Here is a 16,423-nt window from a genome sequence, read left to right as displayed (position 1 = left end):
GGGCGCGGGCCTCGACCTGCTCGCGCTCCCATTCGGTGAAGTAATGCGTCATGGGTCGTCTCCTTCCACGAAGGGCTTGCGGGATTCGTAATCGGCACGCGTGGCGCGCCGGTGCTCTCCGGCCAGGCGCGCGTAGGACGGCGCCCGATCGATGTAGATTTCCGAGATCAGCGGAAAGTCATGCGCGGCGGCGAAGATGCCGGGCAGAAATTCGTAAGCCGTGTCGTCGCCGATATCGCGGAACCAAAGGTGGCTGCCGCAGCGCGGGCAGAAAGCCCGCTCCGCGAAGGACGAGGAGCGGTAGCGCGCCACTTCGCCGGTCACCGTCACCGCGCCCGCATCGGCCTCGAACCCGGCTTGCATCACGCCCGACCAGCGGCGGCACATCGCGCAATGGCAGGCGCCGACGGCGGCGACATGCGGCCCGTCCACGACGATCTCGACCGCGCCGCACAGGCAGCGGCCGTCCAGCCGGCCCGCGCTGCGATACTCGTCGATATTCATGCCGCCACCCCGCGCGCGTAGCGATTGAAGATGGTCGTCACCCGCCGCGTCCGGCCGCGGATGATCGCGGCGATGATCTGCGACAGCTGGCCCGCCTCTTTCAGGCTGCGCGCCAGGTTATGCGCGGCGACCGGCAGCACGAAGCGGTGCAGGTTGGGATGGGCGGGCAGCAGATCGACATGCGCGCGGTCGGGCGCGCAATCGCCGCCCACGGCCACGAAGAACCGCGTCTCGCCCTGCCCCACCAGCTCGGCGGTCGAGCGGATCGGCAGCGGTCCGAACTTGGCCGCGACGTCGGGCCAGCGCGCGTCGGCCAGAAGGTCGCGATCCATCGTGACCTGCGGCGAAAACGCGATGGCCCGCGCCACCGGCAGGTCGCGCGCGGCCAGCATCGCGCCGTAGCCGCCCATCGAATTGCCCAGCGTGACCAGCTCGGTCGTCGCCTCGTGCTCGCAGGTGGCGCGGATCAGGTCGACGATCCGGTCCCACAGGCCCGGCGCCGCGTACCAGCTCGCCGCGCGGTCAGTGACGAACAGAACGTTGTTCGCGCCCCCGTCCGAGGCCGAGGCCGCGAATTCGTCCAGCCTGCGATCCCCGAAGCCCGCACCGATCCCCGTGAACACCACGACGAGCCGGCTGCCCTGCCCCTTCAGGAAGCGCAGCACCAGTGCATCGTCGCGCAGAACGGTCTGGATGGCCTGAGCCATGAAGATCTCCCTAACCGCGGATCGGGTCAGCAGGACTGACCCGTTGCACGGAGCGCAAACCGGCCGCGTCCGACACAGATCCGACATGGATCACCCACGTATTCCGCCCCGTCCGGCCGGCCCGGTATGACGCCCACGCAGCGCGCATCTGTCGCAGACCCGATCATTCGGCCGCGACCGAGGCCTGCGCCGCGGCGAAGCGGTCGAGGATGGCTTCCGCCGCCTCGCGCCCATCGCGGATCGCCCAGACGACCAGCGACGCACCGCGCACGATGTCGCCCACGGCATAGACGCCCTCGAGCCCCGTCTCGTGGGTGCGGAAATCGGCGCGGATCGTGCCCCAGCGGGTCACTTCCAGCTCCGGCTCCTCCCAGAGCGTCGGCAGGTCCTCGGGCTCGAAGCCCAGCGCCTTCACCACCAGGTCCGCATCCTCGACGTAATCCGCGCCCTCGATGATCTCGGGGCGCTGGCGGCCGGTCGCATCGGCCTCGCCCAGCTTCATGCGCTGCACCCGCACGCCCGCAACGGGCGCGCCGCCGGCCACGGCGACCGGGTGGCCGACCGTCTCGGCCTCGCTGACGCGCAGGTCGATCGCGGGGCCGCCCTTCATCGCCTCGCCGGCTCCGACCTCGAACCCGGCGGGGGCCGTCAGCCAGACGAACTCGACGCCCTCTTCCTCGGCGTTCTGCACCTCGCGCTGCGAGCCGGGCATGTTGGCGCGGTCGCGGCGATACAGGCACTTCACGCTGGTCGCGCCCTGCCGGATTGCGGTGCGCACGCAGTCCATCGCGGTGTCGCCGCCGCCAATCACGACCACGCGCTTGCCGTCGGCATTCAGCTCGCCCGAATCGAACTCGGGCACGGCATCGCCAAAATATTTCTTCGACGACGCGGTGAGATAGTCGATCGCGCGCACGATCCCGGAGGCATCGTGATTGTGCCCCTCCAGCTCGCGCGACTTGTAGACGCCGGTGGCGATGACCACCGCGTCATGCTTGTCGCGGATCTCGGCGAAGGTGATGTCGCGCCCCACTTCGACGCCCAGCGCGAAGCGCACGCCGCCGTCTTCCAGCTGCCGGTTGCGGCGCTCGACGATCTCCTTCTCCAGCTTGAAGCCGGGGATGCCGTAGCTGAGCAGCCCGCCCGCGCGGTCGTAGCGGTCGTAGACCGTGACCTGCACGCCGGCGCGGCGCAGCATGTCCGCCGCGGCCAGCCCGCCGGGCCCGCCGCCGATGATGCCGACGCTCTCGGGGCGCTCGGATTGCGGGCGGATCGGCTCGACCCAGCCCTCCTCGAAGGCGGTGTCGGTGATGTATTTCTCGACCGCGCCGATGGTGACCGTGCCGTGGCCCGACTGCTCGATCACGCAATTGCCCTCGCAGAGCCGGTCCTGCGGGCAGATCCGGCCGCAGATCTCGGGGAAGGTATTGGTGATTTGGCTGATGTCATAGGCCTCGCGCAGCCGCCCCTCGGCGGTCAGGCGCAGCCAGTCAGGGATGTTGTTGTGCAGCGGGCAATGGCTCTGGCAATAGGGGACGCCGCACTGACTGCAGCGCGCCGCCTGCTCCGCCGCGCGCTCGGCCGCGAACTCGCGATAGATCTCGCCGAAATCGTCCTTCCGATCCTCGACCCCCCGCTTCTCCGGCGTGGCCCGCGGAACCGTCACGAACTGGAGCATCTTGTTGCCAGCCATCAAAGCCTCCCTCACTGCGAGATGCCCGTCTAGACAAGGCTCGCGGAAAGATAAAGTCAGTAGGGCTGTCCTAATTGCGTATTTTCGACGCAGGGGAAGGCCCATGCGCCGGATTTCGCCCAGATTTTAGATCCACATCGGACCTATCGTCCCTGTTTCCCTTGTCACACGCCTCCGCCACAGTCCCCGAAAACGAGGCGAATCAGGCATGGCTCTCTGGCATCTCATCCTTCTAGCCGTCCTCCAGGGCGTGACCGAGTTCCTGCCGATCTCCTCCTCCGGGCACCTGATCCTGCTGCCCGCCCTGACCGGCCTGCAGGACCAGGGCCCCGTCCTTGATGTCGCCGTCCATGTCGGCACGCTGGGCGCGGTGGTGCTGTTCTTACGCGACGATGTCGGCCGGGCGCTGGCCGGAACGTTGGGCCTTCTGCGCGGGCGCTTCGGCGCGGCGGAGCGGCTGGCCGCGGCGCTGGCCGTCGCGACGGTCCCGGTCATCCTGGCCGGGCTCGCGATCCAGATGACCATCGGTTCGGGAGCTCTGCGCTCGGTCGCGCTGATCGGCTGGACCACGCTGGGTTTCGGCCTGCTCCTGTGGTGGTTCGACCGGCGCGGCGGACAGGCGAAGGCGCTGCCGGACTGGTCGCTGAGCCAGGCCGCGAAGCTGGGCCTCTGGCAGGCTGTCGCGCTGATCCCGGGCACCTCTCGCTCGGGGATCTGCATCACCGGCGCGCGCGCCATGGGATACGACCGGCACGAGGCGGCGCGGATCGCGATGCTGATGTCGATCCCCACGATCTTCGCCTCGGGCGTGCTGCTCAGCCTCGACGTCGCGGCGGAGGCGGATGGCGCGGTGGCCCGCGACGCGGCGCTGGCCGCGCTGATGGCCTTCGGCGCGGCGCTCCTGGCGCTGAAGCTGATGTTCCGGCTGCTTCAATCGGTCAGCTTCACGCCCTACGTGATCTACCGCATCGCGCTGGGGACGGTGCTGCTGGCCTGGGCCTATTCCTGACCGCTCAGGCCGGGACGACCCGCGCGGGTCCGGAGACGCCGACGAAATTCGTCTCCAGGAGGCCCACGGCCCGCGCCGCGACCAGAACGGCCCAGGCGCCGAAGCAATTGGCGATGACCGCCGCGCCGAGGATGCCGGTATAGCCGAACAGGGTGACCCCGAGCCAGGCGAGCGGCACGTAGACGGCGATCACCCGCGTGATCGACAGCGTCATGGCGTGGCCGGCCTTCGAGATCGCGTTGAGCGCCGCGTTGCCGGTGACGAGCATCCCGAAGCCGAAGAGCGACCAGCCGACGATCCGCAGATAGGCCGCCGCTGCCTCCGTCGATTGCTCGGACGCGCCGAAGGCGCCGGCGATCGGTGCGGCGAAGAAAAACAGCAGCAGCGCGACCAGAAGGCCGTAGCCAAGCGAGAAGCCGAAGCAGAGTTTCAGCGCCAGCCGCGCGCGATCCTTCGCCCCCGCGCCCCAGTTCTGCCCGACCACCGGTCCGATGCCCGAGCTGAGCGCCAGGAGCGGGACGGAGACGAGGCTCTGCACCCGGGTCGCCGCGCCGAAGCCGCCCACGTAATTCGACCCGACCACGGCCACCGCGGCCGTCACCAGCGCCATGCCGCCCGGCCGGATGGCGTTCGACGCCGCCGCCGGACCGCCGACGCCGAGGATGGATTTCGCGTTCGCCCCGAGGTCGCGCAGCGGTTCCTCGCAGGGTTGCAGGATGCCGTCGCTCCAGGCCAGCCAACCGGCGATCGCCGCGCCGGCGACCATGGCGACCAGCGTGCCGAGCGCCGCGCCGGCGATGCCCAGTTCGGGCACCGGACCGAGGCCCAGGATGAAGACCGGGGTCGTGCCCACGTTGACGACGGCCGAGGCGACCATCACCCCCGCCGAGACGCCGCCATTGCCATGCGCGCGGAAGACCGCGTTGATCAGCATCATCGCGACCAGGAACGGGAAGCTGAGACACCAGAGCGGCGTGTAGCGCAGCGCCACGTCGCGCACGTCGTCATCGGCGTTCATCAGGGTGAGGATCCAGCCGTCGAGCAGCCAGAACGCGAGCGACGCCAGCGTCGCGAGCCCGATGCCGAAGCCCAGCGCGTGCAGACCCCGGCGAGTGACGTCGTCCTCGGCGTCCTTGCGGCCCAGGGCCTGGCTGATCACCGCGCTGGCCCCGGCCGAAAGGCCGATCGAGAGCGAGGTGATCGTGGTGGTCAGCGGGAAGATGAAGCCGACGGCTGCCAGCGCCTCGGGCGAGACCTTGGCGAGGAAATACGCATCGACCAGCCCGGTCGAGAGCACCGCCGCAATCCCTAGGACCATCGGCCCCGCGACCAGGGCGATGGCCTTCCAGACCGGTCCTTCCGTCAGATCGCGCGTCCGTCGTGCCATGCCCGTCTCTCCTCGCAACCCGGAGGGACATAGCGCGGCGCGGGGGCGTGTCAGCCCTTCAGCTTGCGGGCGCTCTCGGTGATGTCGGAATACTGGCCCGAGGGACGGAAGCGCCAGAGATAGTCGGGCAGGACGGCTTCCATCGCCATGGGCTCGATCCCGAAGGCCTCGAAGCCCGGATGGTCGCCGCTCACCACGTTGTCCCGCGCCAGGTTGCGGACCTGGTCGCGGGTCAGGACGCCGTTCTGGAACACACCGAAGGTGACGGCCTGCAGCAGGTCGAAGGCGCCCGCCATGATCTTCGCGGCGAAGAACGGCACCGGCACGATCAGCGCGCGGCGGCGGATGACGCGCAGCATGGTCTGCATCAGGCCGCGGAAACTCTCGATATCGGGGCCGCCCAGCTCGTAGATGCCGGGCTTGGCGCGGCCCTGCGCGGCCATCGCCGCGGCGGCGGCCACATCGTCGACGAAGATCGGCTGGAAGCGCGTCTTCGCGCCGACGACCGGGATCGCCGGGGCCAGCCGGGCCATCCCGGCGAAGCGGTTGAAGAACTGGTCCTCGGCGCCGAAGACGATGGACGGGCGCAGGATCACCGCGTTCGGCATCGCGTCGAGGACGGCGGCCTCGCCCGCGGCTTTGGTCCGGGCATAGGCGCTGTCGCTCTCGGCATCGGCGCCGATCGCGCTGATCTGCACCATCCGCCCGACGCCCATCTCGGCCGCGATGCGCGCGATGCGGGCGGCGCCCTGCGACTGCACCGCGTCGAAGCTCTGCTTGCCGCCTTCGGCCAGGATGCCCACGCAATTGACCACCGCCTCGGCCCCGGTCAGCGCGGCGGCGACGCTGGCATCGTCGCGGATATTGGCGAAGACCGCATCGACCTGGCCCACGCTGCCATACATGCGGACGAAATGCGCCTCGTTGGGACGTCGCACGGCGACGCGCACGCGCCAGCCGGCCTTGGCCATGCGGCGCGCGATATAGCGGCCGACGAAGCCCGAACCGCCGAAGATCGTGACGAGCTTTTGCATGGGGCCCTCCTGTCCGGTCGCCCGTCCGATACCCCCCGCACAAGGCCCGGGCAAGGGCCGCGATTTTCCGCCCGCGGGTGATTGACACGGTCGGGGGCCGGGGATACGCACCGCGCACCGTGGAAGCCCAGGTGGCGGAATTGGTAGACGCGCTGGCTTCAGGTGCCAGTTCTCGCAAGGGAGTGGAGGTTCGAGTCCTCTCCTGGGCACCACGGAAAAGAAAACCCCCGGGGACCGTTGGTTTCTCGGGGGTTTCCTTTTTCCGGGCCGGGCGCGGCGGCAGGCTCGGCGCGCTCTCCATGCGTTAATGGTTAACGCAAGACTTTGTCTTCATTCGTCTTTTTCTCGGCTAGACCGGCTTAACGTTTCGTTAGTCAAAGGTCAGCGCCATGCTCCGGTTTTCCCTCCTCGCCCTCTGCCTCGCCCTGCCCGCCTGCGGACAGGACAAGGCGAAGCATGCCGCCGCCGGCGTCGTCACCTCGCAGGCCGTCGCCGAGATGACCGGCAGCCAGGTCAAGGGATGCATGGCGGCGATTGGCCTAGGCCTGGCCAAGGAAGCCTGGGACTCCACCGGGCGCGGCACGGCGGACGGGGACGACCTGCTGGCCACCTCGGTCGGTTGCGGCTTCGTGATCGAGTTCTAGGCTCCAGGCGCGTCCGCGCGCCTTGCGATCCACGGCTCGCGCTCGCTATGAGACCCGCGCCCGGTGCGCCCAAGCCCGCGGGCCGAGCTCAGGAGCGCGCGATGACGATCAGCCAGTCCGATATCACCCTTCACCAAGGCGACCTGCCCGAAGGGCTGCACTTCCCGAACGGCGTCGCGATCGATTGCGAGACGATGGGCCTGGACCCGCATCGCGACCGGCTCTGCCTCGTGCAGCTGTCCGGCGGGGACGGCCATGCCCACCTGGTGCAGATCGCGAAGGGACAGACATCGGCGCCGCGGCTCGAGGCGCTGCTGCGCGACGAAACCGTGCTGAAGCTCTTCCATTTCGGCCGCTTCGACATCGCCGCGATGTACCACGCCTTCGGCGCGCTGGCGCAGCCGGTCTGGTGCTCCAAGATCGCCAGCCGGCTGGTGCGGACCTATACCGACCGCCACGGGCTCAAGGCTTTGCTGTCGGAATTGCTGGGCGAGGATATCTCGAAGATGCAGCAGACCTCGGACTGGGGCGCGGAGGAGCTGAGCGAGGCGCAGATGGCCTATGCCGCCTCGGACGTCTTCTATCTGCACCGCCTGAAGGACGCGCTCGACGCAAGGCTGGCCCGCGAGGAGCGCCAGGAGATCGCGCAGGCCTGTTTCGATTTCCTGCCGACCCGGGCCAAGCTGGACCTGATCGGCTATCCGGAGACGGACATCTTCGCCCATTCCTGACAGGATGCGTCCGATGCCGACGCGCAATCGCCAGAAACTCCACAGCCGCGTCGTCCGGCTGGCGACCATCATCCTGCCGGTGGCGGCGCTCGCGCTTCTGTCGACGGTGTTCATGCTCGCACGCACGGTCGACCCGTCGGACGCGATCCCCTTCGCCGAAGTGGACGTCAGCGAGCGTGCCCGCGACCGGCAGCTGACGACGCCCCGCCTGTCGGGGCTGAGCGAGGACGGCACCGCCTTCGCCCTCTCGGCGGCGACGGCCCGGCCCGACCCCGACGATCCCCGCCGCCTGAGCGTCGAGACGATGCGGCTCGTGCTGGAAGGCGCCGATGGCGACCGAACCACCGTCTCGGCCCTGGGCGGCCAGATCGATTCCGCCGCGCGCACCGTCGACCTACGCGGCGCCGTCCGGGTGCAGACCTCGACCGGCTACACGCTGCGGACGGAACGGCTGCAGGGGTCGCTGGGCGATCTGGACATCTTCGCTCCCGGCGAGGTGACCGGGGACGGCCCGCTCGGCGATCTGCGCGCCGGATCGATGCGGCTGGACGAGGACGCGACCGGCCGGGGGCGGCTGGTCTTCACCGATGGCGTCGATCTGCTATATACCCCCCGACGCCATAGGATGCCGCGCATGTTGTCCCGATTTCTCGTTTTCCTGACCCTGCTCGCGGGGCCCGCCATGGCGCAGACGGCGACCGTCGGATTCGGCGGCGGCGGGCATGACGCTTCGGCCCCGGTCGAGGTCGCGTCCGACACGCTGGAAGTCGACCAATCGAACGGCCGCGCGGTGCTGACCGGGAATGTCGTCATCGTGCAGGGCGAGCTGCGACTGGCCGCCAACCAGGTGGTGGTGGATTACGCGACCGCGAATGGCGACCGCCGGATCGAGAGGCTGAACGCCTCGGGCGACGTGCTGATCGTCGCGGGCGCCGATGCCGCCGAGGGGCAGGAAGCGGTCTACACGCTCGGCTCTTCCGACATCGTGCTGACCGGGGACGTGGTCGTCACGCAGCAGGGCAACACGCTGGCGGGCGACCGGCTCCTGGTAAACCTCGACTCGGGCGCGGGCACCGTGACGGGCCGCGTGCGGACCACGCTGCAACCGTGAGCGCCGCGAACAAACCCGGCCCCTCGGTGATCGAGGGCGATGGCGGCCTGCGGATTCGCAACCTGCGCAAGTCCTACAAAAAGCGGCCCGTGATCCGCGACGTGTCCATGGATCTCGCCCGCGGCGAGGTCGTGGCGCTGCTGGGGCCCAATGGCTCGGGCAAGACGACCAGCTTCTACTGCATCGCCGGGCTGGTGGCGCCGGATGGCGGCAAGGTCACGCTGGACGGGCAGGACGTGACCTGGCTGCCGATGTATCGCCGCGCCAAGGCCGGGATCGGCTACCTCCCGCAGGAAATGTCGATCTTCCGCGGGCTGAGCGTCGAGCAGAACATCATGGCCATTCTCGAAGTGGCCGAGCCCAAGCGACACCGCCGGCGCGAGCGGCTGGAAGAGCTTCTGGGCGAATTCCATATCGAGCATCTGCGCCGCGCCTCGGCCATGTCGCTCTCGGGTGGCGAGCGGCGCCGGGTCGAGATCGCGCGCTGCCTCGCGGCCAAGCCCCGCTACCTCCTGCTGGACGAGCCCTTCGCGGGCGTCGACCCGATCGCGGTGAACGATATCCGCGGCCTCGTGATCGAGCTGAAGGAGCGCGGCATCGGCGTCCTGATCACCGACCACAACGTCCGCGAAACGCTGGAGATCGTCGATCGCGCCTACATCCTGCACGATGGCGGCGTGCTGATGTCGGGCAGCCCCGACGAGGTCGTGTCGAATGCCGGCGTCCGGCGCGTCTATCTGGGCGAGGGGTTCTCGCGCTGAGGAGCCCGCATCGCGGCCATTGACAGTTTCCCGCCGAAAGCGCCCAATTGACGGATGGAGACCCGATCTCTCGACAGGACCGATCCGCCCCGAACGCGCAGGCGCCACGCCGCTCACCGCTTCCAGGCCCGTCTCCGGCAACATCCAGGATTCCCGACCTGACGCGCATCCCGCGCGCACGGCCGCACGCCCCCGAAGGAGGAACCATGCGCTACCAGATCACCGGAAAGCAGATCGATATCGGCGAAGCCCTCCAGACCCACGTGAAGACCGAGCTGGGCGGCGTGATCGAGAAATATGCCGGCCGTCCGACCGACGCGCAGGTGACCTTCTCGAAATCGGCCCACGAATTCGTCTGCGAATCCACGGTCCATCTGAGCACCGGCCTGACCGCGACGGCCAAGGCCAAGGCGACCGAGATCTACGCGGCGTTCGACGCGGCGAGCGAGAAGATGGAGAAGCAGTTGCGCCGCTACAAGCGGCGTTTGAAGAACCATCACCAGGAACGGTCCCAGCCGGTTGAACTCTCCGGCGCGTCCTCCTATATCCTCGCCGCCGAGAGCGAGGGTGACGAACCCGACACCCTCGCGCCGATGATCGTGGCGGAGATGGAAACCAAGATCCCGTCCCTGTCCGTCGGCGAGGCGGTAATGCAAATGGAACTGGCCGGCGCCCCGGTGCTGGTCTTCAAGAACGAAAAGGGCGGCGGCGTGAATGTGGTCTACCGGCGCGACGACGGAAACGTCGGCTGGATCGACCCTGCCGCGAGCACCTGAGCAAGGCCCCGGGACAGGGGCGCGCGAGCGAGGGCAGTACAGATGCGTCTGAGCGAAATCCTGGTCCCCGGTGCGGTGAAAATCCTGCCCCGGGCCAGCAGCAAGAAGCGTCTGCTGTGCGATCTCGCCGAGATCGCCAAGTCGGTTCACGGGCTGGAATACGATGCGACCTTTAGCGCGCTGCAGGACCGCGAGGCGCTGGGTCCGACCGGCGTGGGCGAGGGCGTGGCCCTGCCGCATGCTCGGCTGGCCGGGCTGGACGAGGTCCGCGGCGTCTTCGTGAAGCTCGAGCAGCCGATCGACTTCTCGGCGATGGACCGCAAGCCCGTCGACCTGATCTTCGCGCTCTTCGCGCCCGAAGGCGCGGGCGTCGCGCATCTCAAGGCGCTGGCGCTGGTGTCGCGGACGCTGCGCGATCCCGGGCTCTGCGCGAAACTGCGTGCGAATTCCGAGCCCGCGCTGCTCTATACCCTGCTGACCGAAGCCCAGGCCTCCGAGGCTGCCTGACGCCGGGCCCCGCGCGCGCTATGATCGGGGTGCGACCAGCAGGGAGGGCAAGGCATGAGACTGAGCGATATCGAGCGCGATCAGCCGGTTTTCGCGCGCGAGGGCGACGTGAATGTCGGGGCGGTCCGCGCAATTCGGAACGATCACGTGTTGATCCATTTCGAGAATTTCGGCGAGGCCAAGATCACCGTCGACCAGATCGCCTCCGTGCATGACGGCAAGGTGATGCTGAACGTCGCGGCGCTGCCGCCCGAGCTGGCGCAGGCGATCGGCCATGCCCATGACCGCGAGGAGCCGGTCCACCGCATGCCGCCCAAGTGAGGCGGATCAGCTGTTCTTCCAGCGCCGGAACCCGAACTGCATGAAATCGCGCCGGTAGGCGGCGATGCAGGCATCCTCGATCTCGTCGGCCAGCTGGCCCGCGGCCCAGTCCGGCGACGGCATCGCGAAGGGCTGACGGGGACGGCCCGCGAGATCCGCAAGCCGGTCGAGTTCGGCCTGCGCCTCCGCCTCGCGGATCAGGCGCTGGGGCAGGACGGCTTGCGCCATTCCCGCCAGAAGCGCGGTCTGCGTCGCCCATTCGGCCGCGACGGGCAGGGCGGACTGGCCGCCCAGATTGGCCTTCAGGAAGGTCAGGAAGCCCAGGAAGGCGACGTCCGGCGGCCCCTCCAGGTCGATGCCGTGCTGGTTGGTCAGGACCCGGCGCACCGTGCTGGCCCGCGGGCCGGTGTCCGACAGCACCGCGCGAAAGGCGTCATGCGCGCGCGCCAGCGGGTGGCGCAGCAGGGCGAAGCTGACGAAATCCTTGTTCCGCCGCATCCAAGGCTTCAGCCCTTTCTGCGTCATCCCGCCTGTCGGCGCGGCGCCGTCGAGCCGCGTCAGCCAGTCGCGCAGGGCGGCGTCCGACTTGCCGGGCAGGGGCAGGGCGAGAAGCGGGCTTTCGGCGGCGGCGATGAAGCTGGGAACCGCCGGGCCGCGCACGGGCTCCATATGGACGGAGCGCGTCAGCGCGAAGGGATCCAGCGTCGCCAGGTGGGCGCGCATCTCGTCGGGATTCTCGACCTTTTCGTCGACCGCGCCCGGGTTCTGCTTCTTCAGCTTGCCCGGCACTTCGGCCAGACGGTCCTGGCTGCCGAGGAAGGCGGCGAGGCCGTTGAGCACCTCCAGATCCCCAATCTCCTCGTAGTTGAGCCAGAACGCGGTCTGCCCCGTGACCTGCAGCCGCCGCTGCAGCCGATCGCGGAACTCGCGCTGCGCCGCGACCATGCGGTCGAACGCGGCGGGATCGAACCGCGCCTGGGCGGCCTTGGCCATCTTCGGATTGGTCAGCCGCCATTGCCCCGTCCGCGACGCGATGGCGAGCGACACGTAGCTGTCGAGCGGATTGCGCGTCAGGACCAGCTTCGCGATCGACGCATCCTCCAGCACCCGGTCGAGCACCCGCGGATCGTGGTCGTGGAAGAAGCGGAACCCGGTCAGCCCGTCCTCGGCCAGGACCCTGTCCAGAAGGGGCACCGGGTCGGCCGCGCGCGCGGCCATGTCGATGCCGAACAGCGCGAACTGGTTGTGCTTGCCGATGAAGACCGGGTTGAAGAGCTCGCCGAAGCTCCGGACATCCGAGAGGGTGTTGAGCGATTCCTCCAGGTGGTTGGAGCCGGTCCGCATCTCGGCGAACAGAACGAAACCCCGAAACCTAGCCGGCATCGCGCACCTGCGCCTCGGCCTCGGGCGCGGGGCGGCGCGCGGGCAGGGAGGCGAAATCGCCCGTCACCTGCGGCTTCACCCCTTCGTTGCGCAGGCGCTGCAGAAAGGCCGGGATGTCGTCGAGCGGGCGCATGTCCGGCACCGTCGTCAGACGCCGCGGGCCGGGCCCCGTGATCTCGTCCAGCACGCCCTGCAGCTTCTCCATCGGTTGCGCGACGTAATCGGCCAGCGTCCACAGATGCACGCGCGCCGAGACATGGCGGTCGCGCAGCGCCTTGAGGAATTCCAGCTCGATCCGCTGCAGCCGCGCGGCCTCGGCGCGGATCTCGGGAAAGGGGGCCTGCGATTGCGACAGCGGCACCGCCCAGGCACCCGAGACGACCGCAAGGGTGGCATTCGGATCGCGGGCCATGAAGTCCACGATCTCCTGGGTGTCGCGCGGCCCGAAGAGAAAACTCTGCCGCTCGCCGCGCGTGGACCACAGAAGGTTCGTCAGGAACTGCGTCGGCCGGTAGTCGCGCAGGGTCGCGCTGTCGGTCAGGCAGCCGTTCATCACCGTCTCGCCGCCCGCGAATTCAACGCGGTCGGGATGATAGAGATGGCCGTGCACCCGCCCGCCGATGCGCCGGGCCAGCCAGTCGGCGAAGCCGGGATGCAGATCGCCGAAGCCCGCGAAGACGTTGTAGCGCGCGCAGGTCAGCCCGTTCTCCCAGCCGGCGGCGGGGAAGCGCGCCTGGCTGTAGAGGCCGGGCCGCCCCTGGCCGCGGCGTTCGTTGGCCTTCGAGAAGACGCGGTCGATCTTGCCGGGATTGGGCTCCGCCCGCTTCGCGGCGGGGCGGTCATCGGTCAGGAAAGTGCGGTAGAGCAGGTCCGCCCGGGGCCAGACCTTGCGCGCGACGAAGCAATCCGACCGCTCCAAGAGCTTGGCGTGATCGTCGTAGAAGACATGCGGTTTCCCCTGCACGTCGAATTTCGACAGCGTGAGCGAGCGGCTTTCGATCGCGGGCGAATACCGCCGCGCGAGAGACTGGAAATAGCTTTCGTCGGGGATCCAGACCTTGGCGAAATAGCGGTCCATCTTGGCGCGGTCGGGCGCGTTCAGGATCGATTCCAGCGTGCGCCGCGTGAGACACCACCACTGGCTGCCCAGATGCGGGCTGACGCCCTCGGGGATGCGCCGCTTCAGCCCCAGCGCGCGCTGGATCGCGACATAGCGGTCGAACAGGCGCCGACGCCGACGCCAGGAAAACGGGAAGCGCAGCGTGAAGCGTTCCCGCTCCAGCCCGTCGACGGTCCAGGTGACCTCGTCGGTGGTGACGCTTTCGATGAAGTCGGTCTCGGGATGCGTGGCGAGATAGGCCTGCAACCCGCCCACGGGCCGCAGCGGCAGGCAGGATCCCGAGGCGAGAAAGACGTGGCGCACCTGCGGGAAGTTGTCGAGCAGCCGCTCGGTCGCCAGCTGCGTGGCCCGGACCAGCGACCAGGTGCCCCATTCGACGCGCACCCGCTTGGAGAACCGCACCTTCGGCTCGCCCCGGAACCGGTCGCGGAAGGCGCGAAAGGCCTTCATCGGGACCTTTCCGTCGACATGGATCACGACGGGGCAATCGTGGTCGGCCCAGTAGCGGGCGACTTGCTCGGCGCGGTCGAAGGCCGTGTGCACCAGCATGACGAACCCGAGGCTCATGCCCAGTTCCCCTTGGAGATGAGGCCCAGAATTTCGAGCTGACGCCAGTTGATGTAGCGCTCGGACCACTTGCACCAGAGGTTCGCCGTCGGATCGAGGCCGCCGCGATAGGCCGCGTATTCCGCGCCGCCGCGATAATGCTCCGAGCGCCGGGCCTCCTCCTCGGCGCGGTCGACGATCATGTTGAGAAACTTCGCATGGAGCAGCACGCCCGTCGTCTTCTCGCCGCCATGGCCGTCATAGGTCAGATTCAGCCCACGCGGCAGAAGCTGGTGGGTCGAGCTGGTATAGACGAATTCGCGGCTCCACTTCACCAGCGGGATCTTGTTGAGCGCGGGCGCCTTCTTCGGCGTCTCGGCGAAGAAGCTGCGCGCCCGGACACCACCCTGGATCCAGAGGTTGCCGAAGCGGGAATTGCGCTCGATCACGTAGTTGCCGCTGTCGAACCAGGCGGCGATCTCGAACGGGTCCTGGCCTTCGGCATAGGTCTGCGCGCCGATCGGGCCCTTGGGATACATGTCGAGCAGCATCGCCCCGAAGGATCGCACCTGGCTGGCATCCAGCCAGTCGGTCAGCGCCCGCAGGGGCCGGGTGTCGCAGAACGGGTAGACCAGGAACTCGTCGACATCGACGGTCAGACACCAGTGGCGATGCGCGTATTGCCGCTGCAACCAGTTCAGCCAGTCCACGCCGAACCGCGCCTTGGCGTAGCTGGCCTTCGTCGTCCAGAGCGACACGTCGGGCTGCGCGGCGAGGTAGTCGCGCGTGCCGTCCGTGCTGTCATTGTCCACGAACAGGAAATGATCCACGCCCAGCTTGCGGTAGTAGTCGAGGAAATAGGGCAGGCGCACCCGCTCGTTCCGGACGGTGGTGAAGCACAGGATGGCGCCGCGGGCGACGGTGTCGGTGCGATTGCGGACGGGTGCCAGCTGCCGGCGCCGCCGCAGGGCCCGGATGCGCCAGTACTTGCGGCGCAGGCGCATCCTGTAGGATGAGATCAGACCCATCGGTTCGGACCGCCGCTTTCCTCGCTACGCGACCAGTTCAACACGGCCCCTCTTTGCGTGGGATTTCGGCACGAAGGCAACGTGCCGCGACGTGATCGCGATGGCATGATTCCATTTCGCAACTGTTTCGATCCGGTCAATTCCAGCCGCCACGCGACATAAGGCCCAGCCCCTCCAACTGGCGCCAATCCGCGAAGCGGGACGAACATTCGGACCACAGGACCGGGTCGCCGACCAGCGCGTCGTAGTAGCCCTCGTAGAGATCCGAGTTCTCGAAATGCTGGCGGCGGTCCTTTTCCTCCGCCGATTTGGCCGGCGCGTTGGGCAGGAACTTAGTGTGCAGAAGGACCCCCGTCGGCGCCGCGGCCGCCCCCTCGGACCAGACATGGTTCAGCCGCCGGGGCAGCAGGGAATGGGTGGAGGAGACATAGGCATAACGGCGGTTCCAGCGCACCAGCGGAACCTTGGACAAGGTCGGCGCGCGGCGCGGGTCGCCGGCGAAGAAGGCGCGCGCCCGGGGCCCGCCCTGCACCCAGAGGTTCTGCAGCTTCGGCTGGCGCAGCGAGACGTAATTGCCCGCGTCGAACCACGGGATCGCGTCGAGCGGATCCTCGCCCGCCCGGTAGCGGGCCGCGCCGAGGCGGCCGCGCGGATAGAGGTCAAGCATCAGCGCGCCCATCGCCTCGCGCCCCGTCAGCTCCAGCCAGTCGGTCAGCGCCCGCAAGGGCCGCTTCTCGTGATGGGCGTAGAGGAACAGCTCGTCGGCATCGAGCGTCAGGCACCACCGCCCGTGCCCGTGCCGCGCCAGCAGGACGGTCAGCCAGTCGACGCCGAAGCGCGACGCCTTGTAGCCGTGGGGCGTGGACCAGAGCGAGACGTCGGGCTGGTCGCGCAGGAAATCCGCGCTGCCGTCGGTGCTGGCATTGTCGATGACGAGGAAATGGCCGACGCCCAGCTTGCGGTGATGATCGAGGAAATGCGGCAGGCGCAGCGCCTCGTTCCGGACGGTGGCGAAGGCGAGGATGGCATCGGGCGCAAGGCCCGCCATCCGGTCAGCGCGGACCCGGAGCTGGCCGCGCTTGGCGAAGGACCGCGCCAGCAGGCGGCGGCGGCGCCAGCGCAGCTTGTAGGCCGCCCAGAACTCTGCCGCCGCGGTCACGG

17 protein-coding genes and 1 tRNA gene are annotated in these 16,423 nt (G+C 68.8%); 9 read left to right on the top strand and 9 right to left on the bottom strand.

The annotated features are described in order from the left end of the window. Positions 1-48 precede the first annotated feature (48 nt). From P8627_RS08720 to P8627_RS08710, 3 genes are all read right to left on the bottom strand, one after another. Positions 49-504: a GFA family protein gene (locus P8627_RS08720; protein ID WP_279963716.1), complete on the bottom strand. Its 456-nt coding sequence runs from the start codon at positions 502-504 to the stop codon at positions 49-51. Continuing rightward, entirely contained in the window at positions 501-1,211 is a 711-nt protein-coding gene (locus P8627_RS08715) for an alpha/beta fold hydrolase domain-containing protein (RefSeq protein ID WP_279963714.1), read from the bottom strand. The genes P8627_RS08720 and P8627_RS08715 overlap by 4 nt, the downstream gene beginning before the upstream one ends. Before the next feature lie 163 nt (positions 1,212-1,374). Next, positions 1,375-2,904, bottom strand: a complete 1,530-nt coding sequence (locus tag P8627_RS08710) for an NAD(P)-dependent oxidoreductase (protein ID WP_279963713.1) — start codon at positions 2,902-2,904, stop codon at positions 1,375-1,377. 208 nt (positions 2,905-3,112) lie between these two features. On the opposite strand from P8627_RS08710, the gene P8627_RS08705 reads away from it, so the two are divergent. Then, positions 3,113-3,913, top strand: a complete 801-nt coding sequence (locus P8627_RS08705; RefSeq protein WP_279963712.1) for an undecaprenyl-diphosphate phosphatase — start codon at positions 3,113-3,115, stop codon at positions 3,911-3,913. Between the two features lie 4 nt (positions 3,914-3,917). Here P8627_RS08705 and P8627_RS08700 read toward each other — a convergent pair whose 3' ends face one another. Both P8627_RS08700 and P8627_RS08695 read right to left on the bottom strand, forming a co-directional pair. After that, on the bottom strand, positions 3,918-5,300 hold the full coding sequence (locus P8627_RS08700) for an MATE family efflux transporter (RefSeq protein ID WP_279963710.1): 1,383 nt from the start codon (positions 5,298-5,300) through the stop codon (positions 3,918-3,920). A 50-nt stretch (positions 5,301-5,350) separates the two neighbouring features. Beyond that, positions 5,351-6,334, bottom strand: coding sequence for a complex I NDUFA9 subunit family protein (locus tag P8627_RS08695; protein ID WP_279963708.1), 984 nt, complete (start codon positions 6,332-6,334; stop codon positions 5,351-5,353). Positions 6,335-6,459: 125 nt separating this feature from the next. Between P8627_RS08695 and P8627_RS08690 the strand changes: the two genes are divergently transcribed. The 8 genes from P8627_RS08690 (at position 6,460) to P8627_RS08650 (ending at position 11,185) form a co-directional block, all read left to right on the top strand. Further along, positions 6,460-6,546, top strand: a tRNA-Leu gene (locus tag P8627_RS08690). Positions 6,547-6,723: 177 nt separating this feature from the next. Further along, positions 6,724-6,978: a hypothetical protein gene (locus P8627_RS08685; RefSeq protein WP_279963706.1), complete on the top strand. Its 255-nt coding sequence runs from the start codon at positions 6,724-6,726 to the stop codon at positions 6,976-6,978. A 101-nt stretch (positions 6,979-7,079) separates the two neighbouring features. After that, a complete protein-coding gene (locus P8627_RS08680; RefSeq protein ID WP_279963704.1) occupies positions 7,080-7,709 on the top strand; it encodes a ribonuclease D in 630 nt (209 codons plus the stop codon). A 13-nt stretch (positions 7,710-7,722) separates the two neighbouring features. Next, a complete protein-coding gene (gene lptA / locus P8627_RS17005; protein ID WP_347882266.1) occupies positions 7,723-8,820 on the top strand; it encodes a lipopolysaccharide transport periplasmic protein LptA in 1,098 nt (365 codons plus the stop codon). Then, the gene (gene lptB, locus P8627_RS08665) at positions 8,817-9,581 is read left to right on the top strand and encodes an LPS export ABC transporter ATP-binding protein (RefSeq protein ID WP_279963702.1); all 765 of its coding nucleotides are present in this window, start codon (positions 8,817-8,819) and stop codon (positions 9,579-9,581) included. Before lptA ends, lptB begins: the two co-directional genes overlap by 4 nt. 206 nt (positions 9,582-9,787) lie before the next feature. Beyond that, positions 9,788-10,357, top strand: coding sequence for a ribosome hibernation-promoting factor, HPF/YfiA family (gene hpf, locus P8627_RS08660; RefSeq protein WP_279963700.1), 570 nt, complete (start codon positions 9,788-9,790; stop codon positions 10,355-10,357). A 42-nt stretch (positions 10,358-10,399) separates the two neighbouring features. Then, the gene (locus P8627_RS08655; RefSeq protein WP_279963699.1) at positions 10,400-10,864 is read left to right on the top strand and encodes a PTS sugar transporter subunit IIA; all 465 of its coding nucleotides are present in this window, start codon (positions 10,400-10,402) and stop codon (positions 10,862-10,864) included. 54 nt (positions 10,865-10,918) lie between these two features. Beyond that, positions 10,919-11,185, top strand: coding sequence for a hypothetical protein (locus P8627_RS08650; protein ID WP_279963698.1), 267 nt, complete (start codon positions 10,919-10,921; stop codon positions 11,183-11,185). Between the two features lie 6 nt (positions 11,186-11,191). Here the strand turns inward: P8627_RS08650 and P8627_RS08645 are convergent, their stop codons facing one another. The 4 genes from P8627_RS08645 to P8627_RS08630 form a co-directional block, all read right to left on the bottom strand. Then, positions 11,192-12,529, bottom strand: coding sequence for a nodulation protein NodH (locus tag P8627_RS08645; RefSeq protein WP_279963697.1), 1,338 nt, complete (start codon positions 12,527-12,529; stop codon positions 11,192-11,194). Between the two features lie 28 nt (positions 12,530-12,557). Beyond that, complete coding sequence (locus P8627_RS08640; RefSeq protein ID WP_279967390.1) at positions 12,558-14,255, bottom strand: DUF5927 domain-containing protein; 1,698 nt, start codon at positions 14,253-14,255, stop codon at positions 12,558-12,560. Beyond that, positions 14,252-15,262, bottom strand: a complete 1,011-nt coding sequence (locus P8627_RS08635) for a glycosyltransferase family 2 protein (protein WP_279967388.1) — start codon at positions 15,260-15,262, stop codon at positions 14,252-14,254. The genes P8627_RS08640 and P8627_RS08635 overlap by 4 nt, the downstream gene beginning before the upstream one ends. A gap of 136 nt (positions 15,263-15,398) precedes the next feature. Beyond that, entirely contained in the window at positions 15,399-16,421 is a 1,023-nt protein-coding gene (locus P8627_RS08630) for a glycosyltransferase family 2 protein (protein ID WP_279967386.1), read from the bottom strand. Between the last annotated feature and the right edge of the window lie 2 nt (positions 16,422-16,423).

The sequence above is a fragment of the Jannaschia sp. GRR-S6-38 genome, from assembly GCF_029853695.1.
In the GTDB taxonomy this organism is placed as follows: Bacteria; Pseudomonadota; Alphaproteobacteria; order Rhodobacterales; family Rhodobacteraceae; genus Jannaschia; species Jannaschia ovalis.
This window is presented reverse-complemented; position numbering and strand designations above follow the sequence as displayed.